The sequence below is a fragment of the Streptomyces sp. NPDC001373 genome (assembly GCF_042895815.1).
Classification (GTDB): Bacteria; Actinomycetota; Actinomycetes; order Streptomycetales; family Streptomycetaceae; genus Streptomyces.
The window spans coordinates 108,261-128,667 of sequence record NZ_JBIAWQ010000015.1 but is presented as its reverse complement, the minus strand read 5'-3'; the positions used below and the strand labels follow the sequence as shown (position 1 = coordinate 128,667).

The window sequence follows — 20,407 nt, the reverse complement described above, 5'->3', positions numbered from 1 at the left end:
CTGCCGTTCCCGATGTCCGGGTTCGCTGTGCGCTTCGCCCCGACGGGGGTGCTCCGGGGACCCGTGGTGTGCCGGCGGCTGCGGACGGGTGGCCCGGGGCTCGTGGGGGTCGCCCGGTCGCGGCCGATAGGGGCCGGGGCGGCGGGTGTTCGGGACGGCCGGCCGGGGCGGGGGTGCCGGGCGGGGGCCGGCGGCGGCACAATCGGGGCGGGGTGCTCTGCCCGGCCGGTCGTCAGGCCGCGTGCGCGACCAGCGTGTCGACGACCTCCTGCGGCAGGCCCAGCAGCCGCAGCGCCTCCGGCCCGGTACCGCCCACCACGGCCGACGCGGCCGCGGCGGCCTCCGCGTAGCGGGCCCGGGCCGCCGCCCGGTTGCCGTGCGACTGCGCCACCCGGCCCAGTCCGACGAGGGCCCGGACCCGGCTCCCCGCGCTCTTGACCCAGTGCGGGTCGATCCGCTCCAGGGCCTCCCCGTACAGGCGTTCGGCCTCCGCAGGGTCCCCGTCCCGCAGGGCCAGGTCGCCGAGCCCGCGCAGGGCCGCCGCCAGGGCCGCGGAACCCCCGGCCCGGCGGGCGAGGGCCGCCGCCCGGGCGTAGGCGGCGCCGGCCTCCGCCGGGTCCCCGTCCACGACGTGGTCGCCCCGGTTGACCAGCAGGTCGGCGCTGTCCTCCAGGGCGCCGAGCCGCTCGGTCAGCGCCAGCGCCTCGTCGGTCAGCGCCACCGCCCCCGCGCGGTCCCCGCGAGCCGCCGCCATCCCGGCGAGCACGTCCAGGACCAGCGCGCCGCCCCAGCGGTCACCGGCCGCCCGGAACCCCTCGGCGGCCTCGGCGAAGGCCCGTTCGGCGCCGGCCGGGTCACCCGCCCCGAGGGGCCCGAACCCGGCCACGTACGCGGCCACCGCCCGGACCCACGGATCGGGGCGGTCGCGCTGCGCCGACACCAGGGCGAACGCCTCCAGCGGATCGGCCTCCGCCGCGTTGCGCATCATCCACAGCAGCAGCACCACCGGATACCGCCCGCCGGCCCCGCCGTCCTGCTGCCAGGCGGCGGCCAGCAGGCGGCCGGCCCGCGCCCGGTGGCGCCGCCACGGCGCGAGCCCGCCGGGACCGGCCGCCGCCAGCAGCAGGCACGCCGCGTACTCCTCGCCCAGCCCGGCCGGGGGAGCGTCCCCGACGGCGTCGAGCACCGCGGCGGCCTGTGCCGCGACCGACCCGGACACCCCGCGGATCCACAGGTACGCCGAGGCCGGCGCCAGGAGTTCCAGGGCCGTCTCCCAGAGGCCCTCCCCGACCGCCCGGCGCAGCGCGGCCAGGAGATCGTCGTGCCCGTCCGCCATCCGCTCCAGCCAATCCAGCTGCCCGGCCCCCCGCAGAAGCGGATCGGCCGCGCGGGCCAGCTCCAGCACGTACCGCGCGTGCGCACCGCCCGCGGACGCGGTCTCGCCCGCCTCCTCCAGCCGCTCGGCGCCGTACGCGCGGATCGTCTCCAGCATCCGCAGGCGCCCGCCCGCGAACTCCAGCAGGGACTTGTCCACCAGGGACTCCAGCACCTCCGACCCCAGCTCCTCGCCGTCGGCCCGGCACACCGCCAGAGCCGCCCCGGACGTCGCGCCCGCGGGGAACACGCTGAACCGCCGGGCGGCCCGCTGCTCCTGCCCGGACAGCAGGTCCCAGCTCCAGGCGACCACCGAGCGCAGCGTGCGGTGCCGCTCGTCGGCGCTGCGGTTGGCCCGGGCGGAGGCCACCCCGAGCCGGTCGTCGAGCCGGCCCGCCAGGTCCTCCACGTCCATCGTGCGCAACCGGGCCGCCGCCAGCTCGATGGCCAGCGGCAGGTTGTCGAGCGCCGCGCAGATCCGTTCCACCCGCCCGGGGGTGGCCGTGAACCCGCGCCGGACCGCCGAGGCCCGCTCGGTGAACAGCCGTACGGCCGCTCCGTCCTCCAACGGCCGCACCTGCCACAGGTGCTCCCCGATGACACCCAGCGGCTCCCGGCCGGTGGCCAGGATCCGCAGCCGGGGGCAGACCGCCAGCAGCCGCCCGGCCAGCGCGGCGGCCTCCCCGGCCAGGTGCTCGCAGTTGTCGAGGACCAGCAGCAGCACCCGGTCCGCCAGGGCCGTCGCCAGCCGCTCGAAGGGGCCCTGCCCGCCGTGGGGCCGGAGCCCGCTCCCGCGCAGCCCGAGCGCCGCCATCACCGCCTGCGGCAGGCCGGCGCCGTCGCGCAGCGGGGCCAGCTCCACGAAGCACACGTCATCCGCGGCGGCCCCCGCCACCTCCACCGACAGCCGGGTCTTGCCGACCCCGCCCGGTCCCACCAGCGTCACCAGCCGCGCCACCCGCAGCATCCCGGCCACCTCGGCGACCTCATCGGCGCGGCCCACGAAGGAGGTCAGCTGGGCGGGCGGCCCGACCTGCGCGGGGGAGGGGTCGAAGTCCAGCAGCTCCCGGTGCAGGGACACCAGTTCGGCCGAAGGGTCGCTGCCGAGCTCGTCGGCCAGCCGGCCGCGGGTCTCCTCGTACACGGCCAGCGCCTCGGCCTGCCCGCCCTCGGCGGACAGGGCCCGGATCAGCAGGGCCGCGAGGCGCTCGCGCAGCGGATGGCGGCCGGTCAGCTCCCGCAGCTCCGCCACGGCGTCCCGGTGGCCGCCGAGCCGCAGCTCGGCCTCGATCCGGTCCTCCAGCGCCCCGAGCCGGAGCTCCTCCAGCCGTACGCCGGCGGCCCGGGCGGCGTCGGCCTCCGTCAGGTGCGCCAGATCGGCCAGCGCCGGTCCGCGCCACAACTCCAGTGCCCCACGCAGGAGTTCGGCCGCACGAAGGGGGTCGTCCCCGGCCAGCGCGGCGCGGCCCTCGCGGACCAGCCGCTCGAACCGGCCCGCGTCCACGTCCTCCGGGTCCACGGCGGCCCGGTAGCCGGCCCCGGCCCGCTCGATCACGGCCGGTCCCAGGGCCGCGCGCAGGCGGGACACCTGGGACTGCAGCGCGTGCGCCGACATCGCGCCGTCCGGGGCCATCTCGTCCGCCAGCCGTCCGGCCGCCACCACCTCCCGGGGGCGCACCAGCAGCAGGGTCAGCAGGGCGCGCCGGGCGGGTCCGCCGAGGGGGACCTCGGTGCCGTCGTCGCGCAGGGCCAGAGTCTCGCCGAGGATGGAGAACCGCATGGCGGTGATTATCCACGGGAGTTGATCACCGGGAGCCGGTCGTCCGGTGACCGCCCGAAGGGGCTGTGATCAGCCGAGAGGGCCGAGCCAGCTGCCCCCGGAGACGTCCACGGTCTGGCCGGTGATCCACCGCCCCTGCGGCCCCGCCAGGAAGCCGACCACGTCGGCGACGTCCTCCGGCTCGCCGAGCCGCCCGAGCGCGGTGATCCCCTCCAGCGCGGCGACCACCTCCGGGACGGCCGTGTAGCCGGCGGTCATGTCGGTGCGGACGGCGCCCGGCGCGACCGTGTTCACCGTGATGCCGCGCCTGCCGAGCTCGTTGGCCAACGAGGGGGCCATCGCCTCCAGGGCCGCCTTGGTGACGGTGTACCCGATCTGGCTCGTCACCGCGAAGCGGCTGGCCGTCGACCCCATGTTGACGATGCGCCCGCCGTCGTTCAGCAGCGGCAGCGCGCGCTGGATCACGAAGAACGGGGTGGTGACGTTGACCGCCAGCAGCCGGGCGAACTCCTCCTCGGTGACCTGGCCGATCGAACTGCCCGATCCGATGCCCGCGTTGTTGACGAGGATGTCCAGCCCGCACCCCGCGAGCCCGGCGGTCAGTTCCTCGAACAGCGCGTCCACCGCCCCCTCCTCCCCGAACCGGGCCCGCACCGCGAAGGCGAGGCCGCCCGCCTCCTCGATCAGCGCCACCGTCTCCAGGGCCGCTTCCTCGTTGCCGCCGTAGTGGACGGCGACCAGGGCGCCCTCGGCTGCCAGCCGCAGTGCCACCGCCCGGCCGATCCCCCGGGAGCCGCCCGTCACCAGTGCCGTCCTGCCGTTCAGCGTGCCCATGACCTGCTCCTCGTTGCGGGCCGGACCTCCGTGGTCCGGCGACGGGAACCACGGTTGCCCGGCCCGCTCACCGGGCGCTCACCGTCCGCTCACCGCGGCGGGTGGAGCCGTGGTGGGGCTCCGGCGTACGGGCCCGTACGCCGCCGAAAAACCCTCGCCCCCGCGCGCCGGCGCCGCATAGGCTCCAGGCCGCCCGCACCCCCGCACCACCCCGAGGAGCCCCATGGCAGCCGGCGCGAAGCTGCACGAGGACGAGGCCGACACCGACGAGGCCCTCGTCGCCGCGCTGATCCGCGCCCAGTTCCCCCGGTGGGCCCGCCTCCCTGTCAGCAGAGTGGTCTCCGCCGGCACGGACAACGCCATGTACCGCCTGGGCCACGACCTGGTGGTGCGCCTGCCCCGGATCCCGGGCGCCGCCGCCGACGTGGCCAAGGAGCACCGCTGGCTGCCGCACCTCGCGCCGCAGCTGCCGCTGGACGTCCCCGAGCCGCTGGGCGGGGGCGTCGCCGGCGAGGGCTTCCCCCATCCGTGGTCGGTCTACCGCTGGCTCGACGGCGAGAACCTCTTCGACGAACCCGTCGCCGACCTGTACGAGACCGGTCTGCGCGGGCGGAGTCAGCTCAGGCATCGACGCGGCCCTGTGGCTCCTGGAACGCGAACTCGGTGCCGAGGCCGCCTCCGGGGTGGAGGCGCTGCTGGAGTTCGAACGCCGCGGCACCGTCCTGCGCACCGCCCGGTAGCGCCGCCCGGCTGCCCGGCCTAGTAGCGCTGCTGCCCGCCGGCCTCGGTGTCGAACGTGTAGAACTTGTGGTGGTCGAGCATGTCGGCCGGGGTCACGTTGTTCCACGGGCTCAGCACGGACCGCAGGTCGACCACGTTCGCCGTCCGGGTGGCCGGCAGGTAGCCCGACTTCGGGTTCTTCGCCTGCCACTCGGCCCACAGCTTGTCGATGAAGGCGTGGTGCAGCCAGAACACCGGGTCGTTGGGGGAGGCGGCGGAGGTCATCTGGCCGCCCACCCAGACGTGCACCCGGTTGTGCAGGTTCACGCCCCGCCAGCCCTCCAGGGCGTTGCGGAACCCGCCGGAGGCGCTGTTCCAGGGGGCGGCGTCGTACACCGGCATGGCGATCACGGAGTCCACGTCGGCCCGCGTCGGCAGCTGCGGGGTCCCGGAGCCCAGGCCGCGCCGCAGGTAGGTGCGGCGGTCCACGCCCACCGTCAGCACCCACTTGCCGCCCTGGGCGCCGAAGGGCCCGTCGAGCACCTGGCCGTCGCGCCCCCGGCGGGTGCCGCCCATGAAGTCGGAGGCCCACAGGGAGGAGTTGGCCGTGCGGTCGACGGTCCAGTCCCAGTAGGGGAGCGAGACGTTCCGGTCGATCCGCTGGAGGGCCGCCTCGAAGTCCAGCAGGAACCGGCGGTGCCAGGGCAGGAAGGACGGGGAGCGGTGGCCTATCCGGTCGCCGAAGTCCGAGTCGTTCAGCAGGAACCAGTTGTGGGCGTTGACGTACCGGTCGTAGATGCCCGTCCGCTTCAGTTCGAGCACCGCGTTGACGAAGGCGCGCTTCTCGTCCGGCGTGAGGGTGGCCTGGTTCTTGCGGACGGTCACAGCTTGGCTTCCTTAGCGACGAACGGGACGAGGTCGGCGCCCTGGAGTTCACGGACGGCGGCGCGGGCGGCCGAGATGGGGTCCGGGAACGTCTCGTAGTGGTTGACGACGCTGACCCAGCTGCCGTCGGCGTTGGGCATGAGGTGCAGGTCGTTGCCGTCGATCTTGACGACGGGCATCGCCATGCCGTGGTGGCCGCCGGGGCCCACGGTGATCTGGATGCGGTGGCCCTCGTAGGTCTCGTCGATGGTGCCGGTGGGCAGGGAGAAGGGCATCCCGGAGGGGCCCGGTGCCCCCGACGCGCCGGAGGCACCGGCCGCCGGGGCGGGGGTCGACTTGGACGAGCAGGCGGCCAGTCCGATGGCTGCGGCCACACCGGAGCCGAGCCCCAGCGCCTGCCGGCGAGTGATCATGTTCATGGCTTGAATAGGTATCAGAAGTACGGGAACACCTGATCGGTGCCCCGCGCATCCACTTCCCGCGGGCAGGGCGGAGCGCCGGTGGGGCTCGTCGGTGCCGCCGTTATCTTACGTGGTCATGACAGTCGGTTCCCGGCCAGTGTGCCGCCCTCCGGTCCTTCCCGTCCTTCCGGTCCTTCCGGCGTGACGCTCAGGACTGGCGCGTCCAGCGCTGCGAGGCGTCACCGTCGCACGCGGACGTCACCAGGCCGCCGCCGAACCCCAGGTCGAGGCAGGCGCCCGCGGAATCGCGGAGGCTCCCGTTCGCCCCTGTGCGCCACAGCCGGCCGATGTCCTGGGCGCAGTCGCCCACGAAGACGGCCTGGTTGGGCCCGTTGGAGTACAGGCACTGGCCGCTCTGCTCGTTGACGAGCTTGAAGCTGCCGTCCGGCCTGCCGCGCACGGCCCACCGGGCGGATCCGCTCCCGCAGTCGCCGGGGGCCGAGGACCCGAAGACCTGGACGACGCACTCGCCGTTGTTCCCGTTGCGGTAGCGCCCCACCGTGGAGGCGGGCGGCTGGGGTGCGGCCGACGTGGACCCGCCCCCGCCGGAGGGGGTGCCGCCGCCCGCGCCGTTCGCCGTACCGGGGGCCGGGCCGGTGCCCGTACCGGCCGCCGCTCCCGTCCCGGGGGCGCTTGCGGGGCCGCCGCCCTGGGGCGCGCCCGCCGCGCCCTGTCCCGCGCTCCCGGGGTCCTGTCCGCCCTGGACCGCCCCGCCCGGGGCCTGGGCGTCCGCCGGCGGGGCCGTGCCCGACGGGGAGGCGCCCGGCGCCGACGCGCTCGCGGACGCCGGGGCCGAGGGGCCGCCCGGCGCGGGGGAGGAGGCCGGCCCGCCCTCCCGGGGCGCGGCCCCCGCCTCCGCCTTCGCGGGCGGCGCGGAGGCGAACGGCAGGTGCTGGACGGCGAGCGTGGTCCCGCTCGCGACCACGACCACGGGGACGACGGCCAGCAGGATCCGGGCGCGCCGGCTCCGCCCGGCCGGCTCGGCCCGCCCGGTCCCGGCCTCCGGCTCCGGTTCCGGTTCCCCGGGATCCTTCCCGCCGAGCGGAAGGGTCGGTACGTCGACCTCCTGCACCCGCGCCGCGAAGGCGGCCCGCGCCGACAGCCGCGCGGTGACGGCCTCCGGCCACAGGGGGCCCTCGTCGGTGACGTGCCGGGAGGCCAGTGCGAGCAGTTCGGCCGCCCCGGGCCGGTCCCCCGGATCCTTGGCGAGGCAGGCCCCGACCACCTCGGCGAGCTCCGCGTCCAGCTCGCGCAGCGGCTCCAGGCCGGGCTCCTCGTGCACGATGCGGTACAGCACCCCGTGCCCGGACTCGTCCCCGAACGGCGGCTCCCCGCAGGCCGCGTACGCGAGGACCGACCCCAGCGCGAACACGTCGGTGGCGCCGCTCAGGCCCCGCGCCCCCGACGCCTGTTCGGGCGCCATGTACGCGGGTGTGCCGACGACCATGCCGGTCCGGGTGAGCCGGCTCTGCTCGGCCGCCCGGGCGACGCCGAAGTCGATGAGGGTGAGCCCGTCGAGGGTCAGCATGACGTTGGACGGCTTCAGGTCCCGGTGCACCATGTCCAGCGCGTGCACCGGCTCCAGGCCCGCGGCCGCCTCCCGCAGCAGCCGCCACAGCGAGCGCACGGGCAGCGGGCCGCCGTGCACGTCGAGGGCCTCGCGCAGGGTGAGCCCGGGTACGTAGGCGGTGGCGAACCACGGGGGCCGCGCGGTGCGGTCGCTCGCGAGCAGCGGCGCCGTGGCCCCGGCGGGCAGCCGGGCGAGGTTGTCCAGCTCGTGCCCGAACCGTCGTACGAAGTCCTCGTCCTCGCCGACGACGGAGGCCAGCAGCTGCTTGACCGCGACGTACCGGCCCTGCGAGACCCCCAGGAACACCCGGCCCATGCCCCCGGCCCCGAGCCGTCCGACCAGCGCGATCTCCCCGATCCGGCGCGGATCGTCCGCCTCCAGCGGCCCGGCCCCGCTCCCGTCCAGCTCCACCACGTCAGCCCCAATGGGATCGAGATCGGTTACCGGGGAAAGCTACCCGACGCCCCCGCCGCCACGACAGCCGCTCCCCCGCCCGATTCCCGCCCCGCGCACGGCAGTTCGCCCCGCGCCGGGGGCGCGCACCCGCCGGCATGCGTATGCGCGCCGGAGCCGGGGACCTGACCGGTGACAGCCCTGCCCCCCGCCCCCGCCCGCACCCAGCCCGAAGGGGAGCCCCGCCATGCGCTGCCGCCTTCCACGCCCCCTGCACGCCGCCCTCACGGCCTCGGCCGCCCTCCTCCTCGCCGCCCCCTGCACGGCGCCGCCCGCCCGCGCCGCCGAGGCGCCGCCGCTGCGCGTCGTCACCTACAACATATGCGGCAACATGTGCGCCGCCGCCCCCTATGACGACGACCGGCGCATCGACAGCGTCGTGGCCCAGGCGGACCCCGCCGGCTGGAACGCCGACCAGCTCTTCCTCCAGGAGGTCTGCGAGCCCCAGTACGACGAGATCCTCGCCCGGCTCGCCCCGCAGGGCTTCCAGGGCCACTACGGCCCCACCCTCTCCGGCCTGCCGCACGTCTGCGGCGGCCACCCCTACGGCAACGCCGTCCTGGTGAGGGGGCAGGTGAGCGCCACGGCCGACCTCGACCTGACCGTCGGCGGCGAGTCCGAGCCGATCAGGGTGCCCTGCGTGCGCAACGCCCTGCACGGCCTCGCCAACTGGGCCTGCTCCGTGCACCTCTACTGGGACGACGGCACCCGCGGTGCCCCCGAGGCGCGCAGGCTCGCCGCGCGGGCCGGCGCCTGGCGGGACCAGGGCCTCCCCGTCCTCCTGGCCGGCGACTTCAACCACTCGCCCGGCACGGCCTCCACCGAGCCCTTCTACTCCGCCGGCTACGCCGAGGCCGACCCCGACTCCAACCCCACCTGGAACGAAAAGAAGCTCGACTACGTGTTCTTCGGCTACCCGGACCTCATCCGGCGCGAGGCCGAGGTCCTCCCGCTCGACCCGGCCGTCTCCGACCACCGCATGCTGCGCGCCGTCGGCCTGAGGGGCTGAGGTCCGGTCGACGGGACAGCGGGCCGCGGACGTCGGGGAAGCCGGGGAAGCCGGGGAAGCCGGGGAAAAGAATCCCCAGCCCCCACGGGATTCCCGAAAGGTGCCATGATCGGGCCTGGCGGAATTGCCGGCACCATCCGCACCGTCCCCCTGACCGATGACGCGGCCCGCTCTCCGTTCGACGGCGGACCGCGGACGGCTTGAATTGGAGTGGTTCGATGAGCAGCAACCCGTTCGACGATGCCGAGGGCCGTTTCCACGTGGTGGTGAACGACGAACTCCAGCATGCGCTGTGGCCCGCGTTCGCCGAGGTTCCCGCCGGCTGGCGCGCCGTGTTCGGCGAGGAGAGCCGCGAGAACTGCCTCGCGTACGTGGAGGAGCACTGGAGCGACCTGCGGCCGCGGAGCCTGCGGGAGGCGATGGAGGCCGGCGCGGCCGCCGCCGGCGCCGCGTGAGCTGACGGGGGCTCGCCCCCGACGGCCACGGGGCGGGCCCCGGCGCTGCCGCCGCAGCACCGGGGCCCGCCCCGTGGCGTACCCGCCTCAGGCCGCCGAGGGCGCTTCCTCCGCACGGCGCCCCAGCTCCCGCTCGGTGCGCCGCAGCACGATCGAGTCGGCGATCTCGCCGCTGCGGATCGCGATGTTCGACAGCAGCGCCGAGGTCAGGCCGTGGCTGTGCTCGGTGCCGCCCTGGAGGTAGACCCCGCAGGTCAGCCCCGAGGTGGAGACCAGCCGGTAGTCGCGCTCCACCCGGTGCCGGCCCGCCGCGTCGCGCTGGAAGTGCCGGTCGAAGTCCTCACCGAGCAGGCGGGCCGGGTCCAGGCCGTCGTAGCCGCTGGCGAACACGAGCGCGTCGACGGCCAGTTCCTCCCGGCTGTCGTCGAGCAGCGAGCGCAGGACCACCCGCGCCCCGCTCCCGGAGCTCTCGACCCCGTCGACCCGGGTGAGGTTGCGGAAGTGCAGCCGCCGGACCCCGCGCACCTGCTCGTCGTACCAGCGCTGGTACAGGGAGCGGATGACGTCGGCGTCGACCACCGAGTAGTTGGTGTTGCGGTGGTAGCGCCAGAACGCGTCCCGTGCGCCCTCGGTGCCGAAGTAGTACTCGTCGACCGTGTCGGGGTCGAACACCTGGTTGGCGAAGGGCGTGTCGTCGGCCACGGAGTAGCCGTACGACGGGATCACGGCGGAGACCTCGGCGTGGGGCAGCGAGTCGTAGAGGAACCGGGTGACCTCGGCCGCGCTCTGCCCGGCGCCGACCACCGCCACGCTCTTGAGCTCCGCCGGGTCCTGCGCGTTGAACCGGGTCAGGAACTCCGAGCTGTGCCACACCCGCTCGCCGGCCGGCACCCCCTCGGGCATGCGCGGCACCAGCCCCGTGGAGACGACCACGTTGCGCGCGGTGACCACGCCGACCTCGTCGCCGGTGCGCACCTCGACCTCCAGCAGGTCCGGCGTGTGGGACCCGGCGCCGGTGACCGGGCGGACCGAGGTGACCTCGGCGCCGTAGGTGACCTGCTCGCGCAGGCCGGCGGCCGCCCATTCGAGGTACTGGTGGAATTCCTGCCGGGTCGGGATGAAGCTCTGGTTGTTCACGAACTGCACCAGCCGGTTCGAGGCGTGCAGGTATGCGACGAAGCTGAACCGGGACATCGGGTTCCGGAAGGTCGCCAGGTCCTTCAGGAACGAGATCTGCATGGTCGTCGACGGCAGCAGCATGTTCCGGTGCCAGCCGAACGTGGGCTGCCGCTCGAAGAAGTGGGACCTGACCGGGTGCAGCGGGACGCCCGGCCCGTGCTCCTGCAAGGCGATCGCGAGCGACATGTTCGACGGGCCGAACCCGATGCCGATGACGTCGTAGATCTCTTGGTCGCGCCTGCCCGTTATGCCCATAGGAAATTCTCCCCCTTGCGTCTGGAAAACTCGGCCGGTGGCCCGAGAGACCGTTCTGAAGTGTTGCCCGGAGGAAGCCCGGAGGCAACTCGAAAACTGCATGAAGAGCGTTTGAAGGGTTATCGGGGCGAGCTGTATCCGGAATCGTTGTCCTGTCGGCGGGACGCCGGTATGGTCGGCGGAGATTTCAGGAGGCAATTGCCGAAAGGGGGAATCCGGGTGTTCGTGCCCAGCTTTTACCGTGAACCGGACAGTTCGTGGATGGTCGACCTCATCCGCGGAAATCCGATGGCGCTCGCGGTGGCCAACGGCCGCGCCGAGGACGGTCCGTTCGCCACGCACCTCCCGGTCATCTTCGATCCCGTGACCTCCGGCGAGTGGACCGGCGAGCTGCCCGGGGCCACGCTGCTCGGCCACATGAACCGGGCGAACCCGCACTGGGCGGCCCTGGAGACGGGCGGCGTCCTGCTGCTGACCTTCACCGGCCCGCACTCCTACGTGTCGCCCACGGTGTACGCGAAGAGCCCGGCCGCTCCCACCTGGAACTTCACCTCGGTGCACGCCCGGGGGGTGGTGGAGAAGATCGACTCGACCGAGGAGACGCTGGAGGTGGTGCAGTCCACCGTCCGTGCCTTCGAGGGGGCGTTCGGCGACGGCTGGGACATGACCGGGTCCCTCGACTACTTCAGGAAGATCGTGCCCGACGTGGGCGCCTTCCGGTTCACGGTGACCGGGGCCGAGGGCATGTTCAAGCTCAGCCAGGAGCAGCCCGACGAGGTGCGCGAGCGGGTGCGCGAGTCGTTCGGGCAGAGCGCGTGCACGTACAAGCGCGAGACCGCCGGACTGATGGGCCGGCTGCCCTGACGCGGCCCTGACCTGCCCCGGCCCCGGGGGGTGACCCCGCGCCCGGGCCTCAGGCGCTGACCGCCTCCTTGCGCCCCTCCCGCCCGCCGAGGTCCTCCAGGGCGCTCGCCGCCGCGCTGTCCAGGGTGGTCATCACCCACTGCTCGAAGTCCACTCCCAGCTGCTCCGCCGCCTTGTGCCACCACTGGACGCGGCTGCCGGGGACCTCCAGGCGGCGGCTCGGCTCGATGGGCGCGCGGGTCGGCTGCCCGCTCTGGCGCGCGGCGCGCAGGGCGGCGCGCAGCTGCTTGGTGCTCCACTGCCGCTGCTCGGCCCGGTCCAGCCAGAGGTCCTGCTCCCCGACCGGCATGGACGCCAGCTCGGCGTGGTGCTGGAAGCTGAGGGCGGGCCGGCGCCGGCCGAGCTCGAAGCGTCTCGACACCCACGCGTAGTTGCGCAGCGTCTGGTACGAGAGGCCGGCGGCGCGGATCCCGCGCTGGTACCGGTCGGTGTAGTGGTCCTTGCCGTACTTGAGCCAGTCGCCCAGCCACCAGCAGGACGAGTCGAGCACGCCGACGAGCTGGTGCCCGGCACGCTCCCACTCGTCGTAGGCCATCCCGGCCGGCATCTGCAGGCCCACCTTGGTCGTCAGCACTTGGCCCCTGCGCGGAGCGGCTCCCGCGGTCTGCGGCTGCCACGACGGGGGTTGTGGGGGAGCGGTCGCCGGGCTGCCGTGCGCCGCCGCGGTGTGACCGGCCTGACGTGCCATCGTGCCTCCAGGAGAAGGGGCGTACACAACCGGCGAGAACTGTTGCGGGGCGGGCTGGAGGGCTGCCGGAGCAGCGTTCGAACGGCCGCGTGCCGCGCGGTGCCCCAGGGCTGTCCCGTCGACGGGACAGCCCTTTCGCCTGTGCGGATCGATTTCAGCCCCCCATGTCTGGGAATTCGGCCGCCAAGGCCGAAAAGAACCTATGGGCAGGTATTTTTCCGACCAGATGAATTTCCGGAGAGGGGTATGACGATGCGGAAGAGACCCAGAGCCGGCGTGGTCGGACTCGCGGCGGTCGCACTCATGGCCACCGCCTTCACAGGACCCGCCCGGGCGGCATGGGAGACACCCCCGGCGGCCGGCCACCAGGCGACGCAGCGGGCGATCGAAGCGGCGGTCGCCGCCGGGGTGCCCGGCATCGCCGCCGAGGGGCGGGACGGCGGCGGGGTGTGGAAGACGGCTGCCGGCGTGGGCGACCGGACGACGGGGGCGCCGCGCGGCAAGAACGACCGGTTCCGCATCGGCGGCATGACCAACACCTTCGTGGCGACCGCCCTGCTCCAGATGGAGGCCGAGGGGAAGATCGGCCTCGACGACACGGTGGACCACTACCTGCCCGGCCTGGTGACCGGCAACGGCAACGACGGCCGCGCGATCACCGTGCGCCAGCTCCTCAACCACACCAGCGGCCTCTTCGACTTCCTCGCCGACCAGCAGTACGCCGAGACCTACCTGACGGGTGACGGCTACCTCCGGCACCGGTACGACACCCTGACGCCCGAGCAGCGCGTGAAGGTGGCCCTCTCCCACGAGCCGCCGTTCCGCCCCGGCGCCAGGCACTGGTACTCCAACACCAACGACGTCCTGGCCGCCATGGTCCTGGAGAAGGCCGCCGGCCGGCCGTACGCGGAGGAGGTGCACAGGCGCATCATCGAGCCGCTGGGGCTCAAGGCCACGTCCAACCCCGGCACGAGCGCCCTCCTGCCCCAGCCGAGCGCCCGCGGCTACTCCCGGCTCTTCGCCGCCCAGCCCGACCGGATCGACGACGTCACCGAGACCAACCCGTCGCAGAGCTGGGGCAACGGCGACATGATCTCCAGCGCGGGCGACCTGAACCGGTTCTACGAGGCCCTCATGCGCGGGCGCCTGCTGCCGCCGCAGCAGCTGGCCGAGATGAAGACGACCGTCGACAACCCGGACTTCCCGGGCGCCTCCTACGGACTCGGCATCGAACGGCTCACCCTCGGCTGCGGCACCGTCCTCTGGTACCACGACGGCGGCGCCCTGGGCTGGATCTCCCTGTCCGCCTTCACCGAGGACGCCCGCCACCAGCTCACGTTCAACTACAACGCCAACTGGGGAGCGGAGACCATCCTCCCCATCGTCAACGCCGAGTACTGCCCCTAGTACCCGGGTCCCGCCCCGGCCGTCACCGCCCGCGCGGCCGCACCGGTCAACTCGTCGAAACGGCACAGGAGCCGGTTCTGCTCCTGCTGGAGCTGCTCGATGCGGCGCTGGAGGCGGGCGATCTCCTCGAAGAGCGGGAGCACCGCGCCCCCGCCCGCCGCGTCCGCCTCGGCGGGCGCCGTCCCCGCCCGGGACGGCCCGGCCGGGAGGGCGACCGCCGACACGGCGAGGGCCGGGTCGTGGTGGAGGATCGCCTGCATCAGGCCGCGCAGGACGGGGCCCGGCTCGACACCGAGCTCGTGCACCATGCGGCTGCGCGCCCGTTCGTACACGCCGAGCGCCTCCGCCTGCCGCCCGCAGCGGTAGAAGGCGACCATCAGCAGGTCGTAGAACCTCTCCCGCAAGGGGTTGTCGGTGGTGAGCACCATCAGCTCGCCGGTGATCTCGCCATGGCGCCCGGTGCGCAGGTACGCGTCGTACATCATCTCCAGCGCGGTCAGCCGGTGCTCCTCCAGCTGGGCGGCCCGGCCCGCGCAGATGTCGCCGAGCACGCTGCCCTCCAGGGCCGGGCCGCGCCACAGTGACAGGGCCCGGCGCAGCAGCTCGCCGGCCCGCCCCGGGTCCTCGTGCAGGACCCGCCGGGCGGTGTCGGTGAGCTGCTGGAAGCAGGCGGCGTCCGTCTCGGCGGGGGCGATCCGCAGGGTGTACCCGCACGAGGTGGTCGTGATCCACGGCGGCCGCTCCCGCCGCCGCGCGTCCCGGCCGTCCTCCGGTCCGGACAGCAGCCGGCGCAGCCGGGCCACCTGGACCTGGAGCGCGTTCGCCGCGTTGGCGGGCGGCCGCTCGCCCCACAGTTCGTCGATGAGCTGCTGCACGGAGACGTGGTGCCCGGCCTTCACCACCAGGGCCCCCAGCAGCGCGCGCTGCTTGGCGCCCGTGGGCAGCAGGTGCAGGCCGGCCTGTTCGTCGCGGACCTCCACCAGACCGAGAATGCCGAACTGCATGTCTTCTCCTCGCACGGGCCGGCAACGCAAGGGTCAGGAGGAGCGCGCCGCGCCCGCCGCGTCGAGTGCCGCCGTCGCGTCCCGTTCGATCTGCCGCAGCAGCGGCCCGGGATCGTCCTGGAAGTAGAAGTGGCCGCCGTCCAGCACCCGCAGGCCCAGGAAGCGCTCGGTGTACGCCGCCCAGCCGGCCATCCGCGCCGGCGAGGCGTGCGCGTCCCCGGCGCCCGCGTACGCGGACAGCGCCACCGGCAGCGGGCCGGCCCCGGGAGCCGGGCGCCACTCCTCCACCAGCCGCAGGTCGGCCCGGATGACCGGCTCGAACACGGACCACAGCTCGGGGTCGTCGAAGATCCCGTCGGGCGTGCCGCCGAGCAGGTTCAGACGGGTCCGCAACTCGGCGTCGGGCAGCTCGTGGTACGGCCGGTGCGGCCCCGCCGGCCGCGGCGCCGTGCGCGCGGAGACACCGACCCACACGGGCAGCGGCAGCCCCCGGCCGGCGGCCCGCCGGGTCATCTCGTAGGCGACGAGGGCGCCCATGCTGTGGCCGAAAAGGGCATAGGGGACCGTGAGTTCGGCCTCGATCCCGCTCAGCAGGAAGTCGGCTAGGCGGCCCGCGTCCGTGATCGGCGGCAGGTCGAGGAGGAAGCCGTGGCCCGGGGCGTCGAGCAGCCGCACGTCCCAGGTCTCGGGCAGTCCGGCGGGCCAGTGGCGGTAGGGCAGGTGGGAGCCGCCCGCGTGGTGCAGGACGAACAAGCGCAAGGCAGGACGTGTGCTGTCCATCTCTCTCCCTCGGATCGGGCCGCGCACCCTCGCACCATAGAGCGGCGCCCGGCCGGCGGTGTGCGCGCATCAGGTGACCTGTGCCGCAGGTGTGGCGGCTCTCCAACGATCCTCAGGCGGTGCGGCGCGGGCGCGCCGCGACCGGCCTGGCCCGGCCTCCCGAGCGGGACTCGACCGTGTCTCAAAAGGGCCGTGTATACAGTGGGCGCCGAGTCGGACCGGCAACGCGGGCAGCCCAGCCCGAACGGTCCCCGCGATCCGGCCCGCAAGGCCGGGATACCGCACCACCGCTCCAACCGGAGCGCCGGACACCCTGTCGCGACGCCGATCGGCGCCCCGCGCCCGCTTCCCCTCCCCGGCCCGGCGATTCCCCTTCCCGAGTCATCCCATGACAGTTAAGGAAGTGTCACGTGAGCACGAACCCCTTCGACGACGGGGACGGCCGCTTCCACGTCCTGGTCAACGACGAGGACCAGCACTCCCTGTGGCCGGTGTTCGCCGAGGTGCCCGCGGGCTGGCGGGTGGTCTTCGGCGAGGCGGACCGGGCCGCATGCCTGGAGTACGTCGAGCGGAACTGGACCGACCTGCGCCCCAGGAGCCTGCGCGAGGCCATGGCGGCCGACTGACACCGGACGGAAGCCGCCCGCCCACGGGCCCCGCACACCCGCGTCCCGCCGCCGCCCGCGCACACGGGCGGGCCGGACGCGGCGCAGCGACAGCGACCGCCGCCCGGACACCGGGCGGGCGGCCGGCTGGCGCCCAGCAGACACTCTGATTTGGGGGATGAGGATTGTGAGCGGCGCTGCGAGAACCGCGGGCGGTCACCGGGCCCGGCCGGTCGGCAACGGCGGCGGGCCCGCGCACGGGGACGTGGTCCTGTCCTTCGCGGGACCACAGGCCGAGGTGCGCAAGACGGGGATGATCCTCCCGGCGAACCTGCCGGAGCGCTCCTGGGAGCAGATCGGCACCAACCTCCGCGAGCTCGGCAACTCCTCGGCCTGGTGGCTCGCCGACTGGCTCCGCTTCGGCGAGGCCGCCTACGGGTGGCGCCGCTACAAGGAGGCCATCGAGCGCACCGGGCTCGACTACCAGACCCTGCGCAACTACGCCTGGGTCGCGCGGCGGTTCGACCACCACCGCAGGCGCGACGCCCTCAGCTTCGCCCACCACGCCGAGGTGGCCCGCCTGGCCCCGCCGGAGCAGGACTACTGGCTGCGCAAGGCCGAGCAGCAGAAGTGGTCGCGCAACGAACTCCGCAGGGCGGTCCGCGCCGCCCTCGCCGTCCAGAACGACAAGGCGTCCCTCCCGTCGGCCGCGGACGGCGAAGAACCCGGCGTGTCCCGGCTGGCCGACTCCGCGGCCAAGCGCCGCCAGGTCACGACGCTCACGATCGAGCTCTCCGCCGACCAGCTGGAACACCTCTCGAAGACGGCGGCCGCCCACGGCCTGCCCGTGGACCAGTGGGTGACCCGGCTGATCGAGACCGCCGACCGGAAGACCGCCTAGCACCGGAAACCCGCCCGGCGCCGCGCCGCCGCGGGGGCGGGCCGGTCCCGTTTCCCCGTGGTGCGCCGGCGGCCCGCCCCGCCGGACACCTCTCACACCGGAGCCAGTTGATGATCCTTCAGGGAAAGCGGGTCGCCCTGCCCTCGGCACCCGTCGTCCACCGACAGTTCGAGGCGCACGCCCGGGCCACCCCCGACGCCGTCGCCGTCTCCTGCGCCGGCCGGCAGGTGACGTACGGGGAGCTGGACGCGCGGGCGAACCGGTTCGCGCACTTCCTCGCCGCGCGCGGGACCAGCCGGGGCGCGAAGGTCGGCGTCTGCCTCGACTACTCGGCCGACCTGCTCGTCGCGATCCTCGGCACGCTCAAGGCGGGCGCGGCCTACGTGCCGTTCGACCCGGCCTACCCGCCGGCCCGGCTCCGGCTGCTGCTGGACCAGGTCCCCGACCTGGCCCTGATCGTGGTCTCCCCGGCCACGGTCGGGCTGATCGGGCAGGCGCCCGTCGAGGTTGCCGGCTTCGAGGAGCTGTCGGACCGGCTGGCGGCCCTCCCGGACACCGCCCCCGCGGTCGAGGTCGCCGGCGACGACCTGTGCTACGCCGTCTTCACCTCCGGATCGACCGGCACTCCGAAGCTCACCGCCGTGCGCCACGAGGGCTGGTTCAACCTGATGAACTGGCTGAGGCTCGAGTACGGCCTGCACCGGGGCTCGCACAACCTGGTCGTCAGCGCATTCGGGTTCGACCTCTCCCAGCGCGCCCTGATGACACCGCTGTTCTGCGGCGCCACCCAGTACCTCATGGCCAGCCGGAACTTCGACCCCATGCTGGCCTACCGCACCCTGAACGAGCACGACATCCGCACCGTGCACTGCGCCTCCAGCACCCTGTACCTGCTGGTCGACTGGGAGACCGCGCGCGGCGGCGACGCGCTGACCCGGCTCGACTACGTGCTCTTCGGCGGCGAGCCCCTCAAGACCGAACGGCTGGCGGACTGGGCGCGGCGCGAGGGCAACACCTGCACCCTCCTGCACCAGTACGGCGTCGCCGAGTGCACGGACGTCGCCACCTCCTACGACCTCGCCGGATACCGGCCCGGCGCCCACGAGGTCGCCCCGGTCGGCAGGCCCGCCCACAACACCGACATCCACCTCCTCGACGAGGAGCTGCGCGGCGTCGCGGCGGGGGAGCAGGGCGAGATCTGCATCTCCGGGACCGGCGTCGGCGCCGGCTACCTGGGCGGCAGCGGCCCCGAGAACGCGAAGTTCACCACGATCGAGGTCGACGGGGTGCCGCGCCGGGTGTACCGCACGGGCGACCGCGGATACGTGGACGCCGACGGGGAACTCGTCGTCCTGGGGAGGATCGACGCGCAGGTGAAGGTGCGGGGCATGCGCATCGACCCCTCCGACGTCGAGCGCGCCCTCGGCCGGCTGGCCGGAGTCCGGGAGGCCGCCGTCGCGGTCGTCCACACCCGCTCCGGCGAGGCCGAGCTGTCCGCGTTCGTCGTCCCGGCCGGAGGCGACCTCGCCGAGGACGACCTGCGCGCCCGCCTCCTGGAGAGCCTGCCGCGGAACATGGTGCCGGCCCGGTTCACCAACGTCCCGCGGATCCCGCTCAGCCCGCACGGGAAAGTGGACCGCGCGGCGCTCGTCGATGCCCAAGCGAGAGGACTGTGATGATTGCCGACGGTGTGCGCGCCATCTGGTGCCGTGAGTTCGAGCGCGACGACATAGCGGCCGACGACGACTTCTTCGCCCTCGGCGGCCAGTCCCTGATCATGACCAAGATCCAGGGCGCCTACATCGAGGAACTGGGCGTCGAGGTCCCGATGGACCAGATGTTCCTCAACCCGACGATCGCGTCGATCTCCGCCTACATCGAATCCAACCGGTGAGGGGGGACGCCGTGTCCGACTACGACGTCATCGTCGTCGGCGCCCGCTGCGCCGGCTCGCCGACCGCCATGCTCTTCGCGCAGCGGGGCTACCGCGTCCTGCTCCTGGAGAAGGCCCGCTTCCCGCAGGACACGCTGTCCTCGCACTACATCCACATGCAGGGCGTGGCCCTGCTGGGCCGGTGGGGCCTGCTGGAGCGGATCCGCGACACGGGCTGCCAACCGATCACCCACGAGCGCTACGAGGGCCCCGGCGTCCGCATCGACGGCTTCTCCCTTCCGATGGACGGCCTGACGACCACGTACGCGCCCCGGCGCTACGTGCTCGACCCGATCCTCGCGGAGGGCGCCGTGGCGGCGGGCGTGGAGTTCCGCGAGGGCTGCGCGGTCAACGACCTGCTCTGGGAGGACGACCGCGTCGTCGGCGTGCGGTACACCACGCCCGGCGGCGCCGAGGCCACCGACCGGGCGCGCCTGGTCGTCGGCGCGGACGGCATGCGGTCGCTGGTGGCCCGCAAGGCCGGGGCGCCCTACGTCATCGAGCACCCCCGGGCCACCTGCGTCTACTACAGCTACTGGTCCGGTGTCCCCTCCAGCTTCGAGCTGTACGAGCGGCCGGGGCGCTGGGTCGCCGCCGTCCCCACCAACGACGACCTCAAGCTGATCATGACCTACTTCCCGCAGGCCGACTACAACACGGTCCGCAGGGACGTCGAGCCCGCCTACCTCGAAGCCGTCCGCACCACCGCCCCCGACCTGTACGAGCGGATGCGGGAGGGCAGCCGCGTCGAGCAGATGTACGGCACGGGGCACCAGGAGAACTTCTTCCGCAAGGCCTACGGGCCCGGATGGGTCCTGGTCGGCGACGCGGTCAACCACAAGGACTCCATCACCGCCCGCGGCATCACCGAGGCCTTCGTCCAGGCACAGTCGCTCACCGGCCTCATCGGGGAGCGGCTGCACGAGGACGCCGCCCTCCGGTCCGCCCTGCGCCGCTACGAGAACAACCTCGGCAACGAGGCGCACAGCCAGTACCAGGGCGCCCTCAACGTGGCCGAGCTCAAGCCCGAGGGGCGGACGGAGATGCTGCGCAAGCTCGTCGGCCACCAGGAGCACATCGACCGGTACTTCTCCACGCTGTCCGGGGCGATCTCCATCGACGACTTCTACAACGAAGAACTCTTGACCTTGCTCGACCAGAGCTGAGCGACGACCGACCTGCTCCCTGGT

The 20,407-nt window shown here is 74.0% G+C and carries 19 protein-coding genes; 10 read left to right on the top strand and 9 right to left on the bottom strand.

Annotated elements, in window-relative coordinates:
- Positions 1-232: 232 nt before the first annotated feature.
- Positions 233-3,154, bottom strand: coding sequence for a BTAD domain-containing putative transcriptional regulator (locus ACFY15_RS28065; protein ID WP_390690389.1), 2,922 nt, complete (start codon positions 3,152-3,154; stop codon positions 233-235).
- 69 nt (positions 3,155-3,223) lie between these two features.
- Positions 3,224-3,988 (bottom strand): SDR family NAD(P)-dependent oxidoreductase, encoded by a 765-nt coding sequence (locus ACFY15_RS28060; protein ID WP_390826290.1) that lies wholly within the window; start codon positions 3,986-3,988, stop codon positions 3,224-3,226.
- Positions 3,989-4,211: 223 nt separating this feature from the next.
- Here ACFY15_RS28060 and ACFY15_RS28055 point away from each other — a divergent pair, with 223 nt between their 5' ends.
- Complete coding sequence (locus ACFY15_RS28055) at positions 4,212-4,751, top strand: phosphotransferase (protein WP_390826289.1); 540 nt, start codon at positions 4,212-4,214, stop codon at positions 4,749-4,751.
- On the opposite strand, the gene ACFY15_RS28050 is transcribed toward ACFY15_RS28055, so the two are convergent.
- From ACFY15_RS28050 to ACFY15_RS28040, 3 genes are all read right to left on the bottom strand, one after another.
- Complete coding sequence (locus tag ACFY15_RS28050) at positions 4,748-5,593, bottom strand: tyrosinase family protein (protein WP_390690386.1); 846 nt, start codon at positions 5,591-5,593, stop codon at positions 4,748-4,750. The genes ACFY15_RS28055 and ACFY15_RS28050 overlap by 4 nt on opposite strands.
- Positions 5,590-6,012 (bottom strand): tyrosinase family oxidase copper chaperone, encoded by a 423-nt coding sequence (locus tag ACFY15_RS28045; RefSeq protein ID WP_390690385.1) that lies wholly within the window; start codon positions 6,010-6,012, stop codon positions 5,590-5,592. The genes ACFY15_RS28050 and ACFY15_RS28045 overlap by 4 nt, the downstream gene beginning before the upstream one ends.
- Before the next feature lie 190 nt (positions 6,013-6,202).
- A complete protein-coding gene (locus ACFY15_RS28040; RefSeq protein WP_390826288.1) occupies positions 6,203-8,038 on the bottom strand; it encodes a protein kinase in 1,836 nt (611 codons plus the stop codon).
- A 226-nt stretch (positions 8,039-8,264) separates the two neighbouring features.
- Here ACFY15_RS28040 and ACFY15_RS28035 point away from each other — a divergent pair, with 226 nt between their 5' ends.
- The gene (locus tag ACFY15_RS28035; RefSeq protein WP_390690383.1) at positions 8,265-9,086 is read left to right on the top strand and encodes an endonuclease/exonuclease/phosphatase family protein; all 822 of its coding nucleotides are present in this window, start codon (positions 8,265-8,267) and stop codon (positions 9,084-9,086) included.
- A 218-nt stretch (positions 9,087-9,304) separates the two neighbouring features.
- Complete coding sequence (locus tag ACFY15_RS28030) at positions 9,305-9,541, top strand: MbtH family protein (protein ID WP_390690382.1); 237 nt, start codon at positions 9,305-9,307, stop codon at positions 9,539-9,541.
- An 87-nt stretch (positions 9,542-9,628) separates the two neighbouring features.
- Here ACFY15_RS28030 and ACFY15_RS28025 read toward each other — a convergent pair whose 3' ends face one another.
- Entirely contained in the window at positions 9,629-10,975 is a 1,347-nt protein-coding gene (locus tag ACFY15_RS28025; RefSeq protein WP_390690381.1) for a lysine N(6)-hydroxylase/L-ornithine N(5)-oxygenase family protein, read from the bottom strand.
- Positions 10,976-11,146: 171 nt separating this feature from the next.
- Between ACFY15_RS28025 and ACFY15_RS28020 the strand changes: the two genes are divergently transcribed.
- Positions 11,147-11,839: an FMN-binding negative transcriptional regulator gene (locus ACFY15_RS28020; RefSeq protein ID WP_390690380.1), complete on the top strand. Its 693-nt coding sequence runs from the start codon at positions 11,147-11,149 to the stop codon at positions 11,837-11,839.
- A 49-nt stretch (positions 11,840-11,888) separates the two neighbouring features.
- Here the strand turns inward: ACFY15_RS28020 and ACFY15_RS28015 are convergent, their stop codons facing one another.
- A complete protein-coding gene (locus ACFY15_RS28015; protein ID WP_390690379.1) occupies positions 11,889-12,473 on the bottom strand; it encodes an LmbU family transcriptional regulator in 585 nt (194 codons plus the stop codon).
- Between the two features lie 366 nt (positions 12,474-12,839).
- Here ACFY15_RS28015 and ACFY15_RS28010 point away from each other — a divergent pair, with 366 nt between their 5' ends.
- Positions 12,840-13,994, top strand: coding sequence for a serine hydrolase domain-containing protein (locus ACFY15_RS28010; protein ID WP_390826287.1), 1,155 nt, complete (start codon positions 12,840-12,842; stop codon positions 13,992-13,994).
- On the opposite strand, the gene ACFY15_RS28005 is transcribed toward ACFY15_RS28010, so the two are convergent.
- Positions 13,991-14,998: a BTAD domain-containing putative transcriptional regulator gene (locus ACFY15_RS28005; protein WP_390690377.1), complete on the bottom strand. Its 1,008-nt coding sequence runs from the start codon at positions 14,996-14,998 to the stop codon at positions 13,991-13,993. The two genes, ACFY15_RS28010 and ACFY15_RS28005, sit on opposite strands and share 4 nt — an antisense overlap.
- Positions 14,999-15,031: 33 nt before the next feature.
- Positions 15,032-15,778: a thioesterase II family protein gene (locus ACFY15_RS28000; RefSeq protein WP_390690376.1), complete on the bottom strand. Its 747-nt coding sequence runs from the start codon at positions 15,776-15,778 to the stop codon at positions 15,032-15,034.
- A 410-nt stretch (positions 15,779-16,188) separates the two neighbouring features.
- Here ACFY15_RS28000 and ACFY15_RS27995 point away from each other — a divergent pair, with 410 nt between their 5' ends.
- The 5 genes from ACFY15_RS27995 (at position 16,189) to ACFY15_RS27975 (ending at position 20,383) form a co-directional block, all read left to right on the top strand.
- A complete protein-coding gene (locus ACFY15_RS27995) occupies positions 16,189-16,404 on the top strand; it encodes an MbtH family protein (protein WP_045946089.1) in 216 nt (71 codons plus the stop codon).
- Between the two features lie 157 nt (positions 16,405-16,561).
- The gene (locus tag ACFY15_RS27990) at positions 16,562-17,284 is read left to right on the top strand and encodes an LmbU family transcriptional regulator (protein WP_390690375.1); all 723 of its coding nucleotides are present in this window, start codon (positions 16,562-16,564) and stop codon (positions 17,282-17,284) included.
- A 110-nt stretch (positions 17,285-17,394) separates the two neighbouring features.
- Positions 17,395-18,960 (top strand): amino acid adenylation domain-containing protein, encoded by a 1,566-nt coding sequence (locus tag ACFY15_RS27985; RefSeq protein ID WP_390826286.1) that lies wholly within the window; start codon positions 17,395-17,397, stop codon positions 18,958-18,960.
- Entirely contained in the window at positions 18,960-19,178 is a 219-nt protein-coding gene (locus ACFY15_RS27980) for a phosphopantetheine-binding protein (RefSeq protein WP_366455414.1), read from the top strand. The genes ACFY15_RS27985 and ACFY15_RS27980 overlap by 1 nt, the downstream gene beginning before the upstream one ends.
- Before the next feature lie 11 nt (positions 19,179-19,189).
- Positions 19,190-20,383 (top strand): NAD(P)/FAD-dependent oxidoreductase, encoded by a 1,194-nt coding sequence (locus tag ACFY15_RS27975; RefSeq protein ID WP_390690373.1) that lies wholly within the window; start codon positions 19,190-19,192, stop codon positions 20,381-20,383.
- The last annotated feature ends 24 nt before the right edge of the window (positions 20,384-20,407 follow it).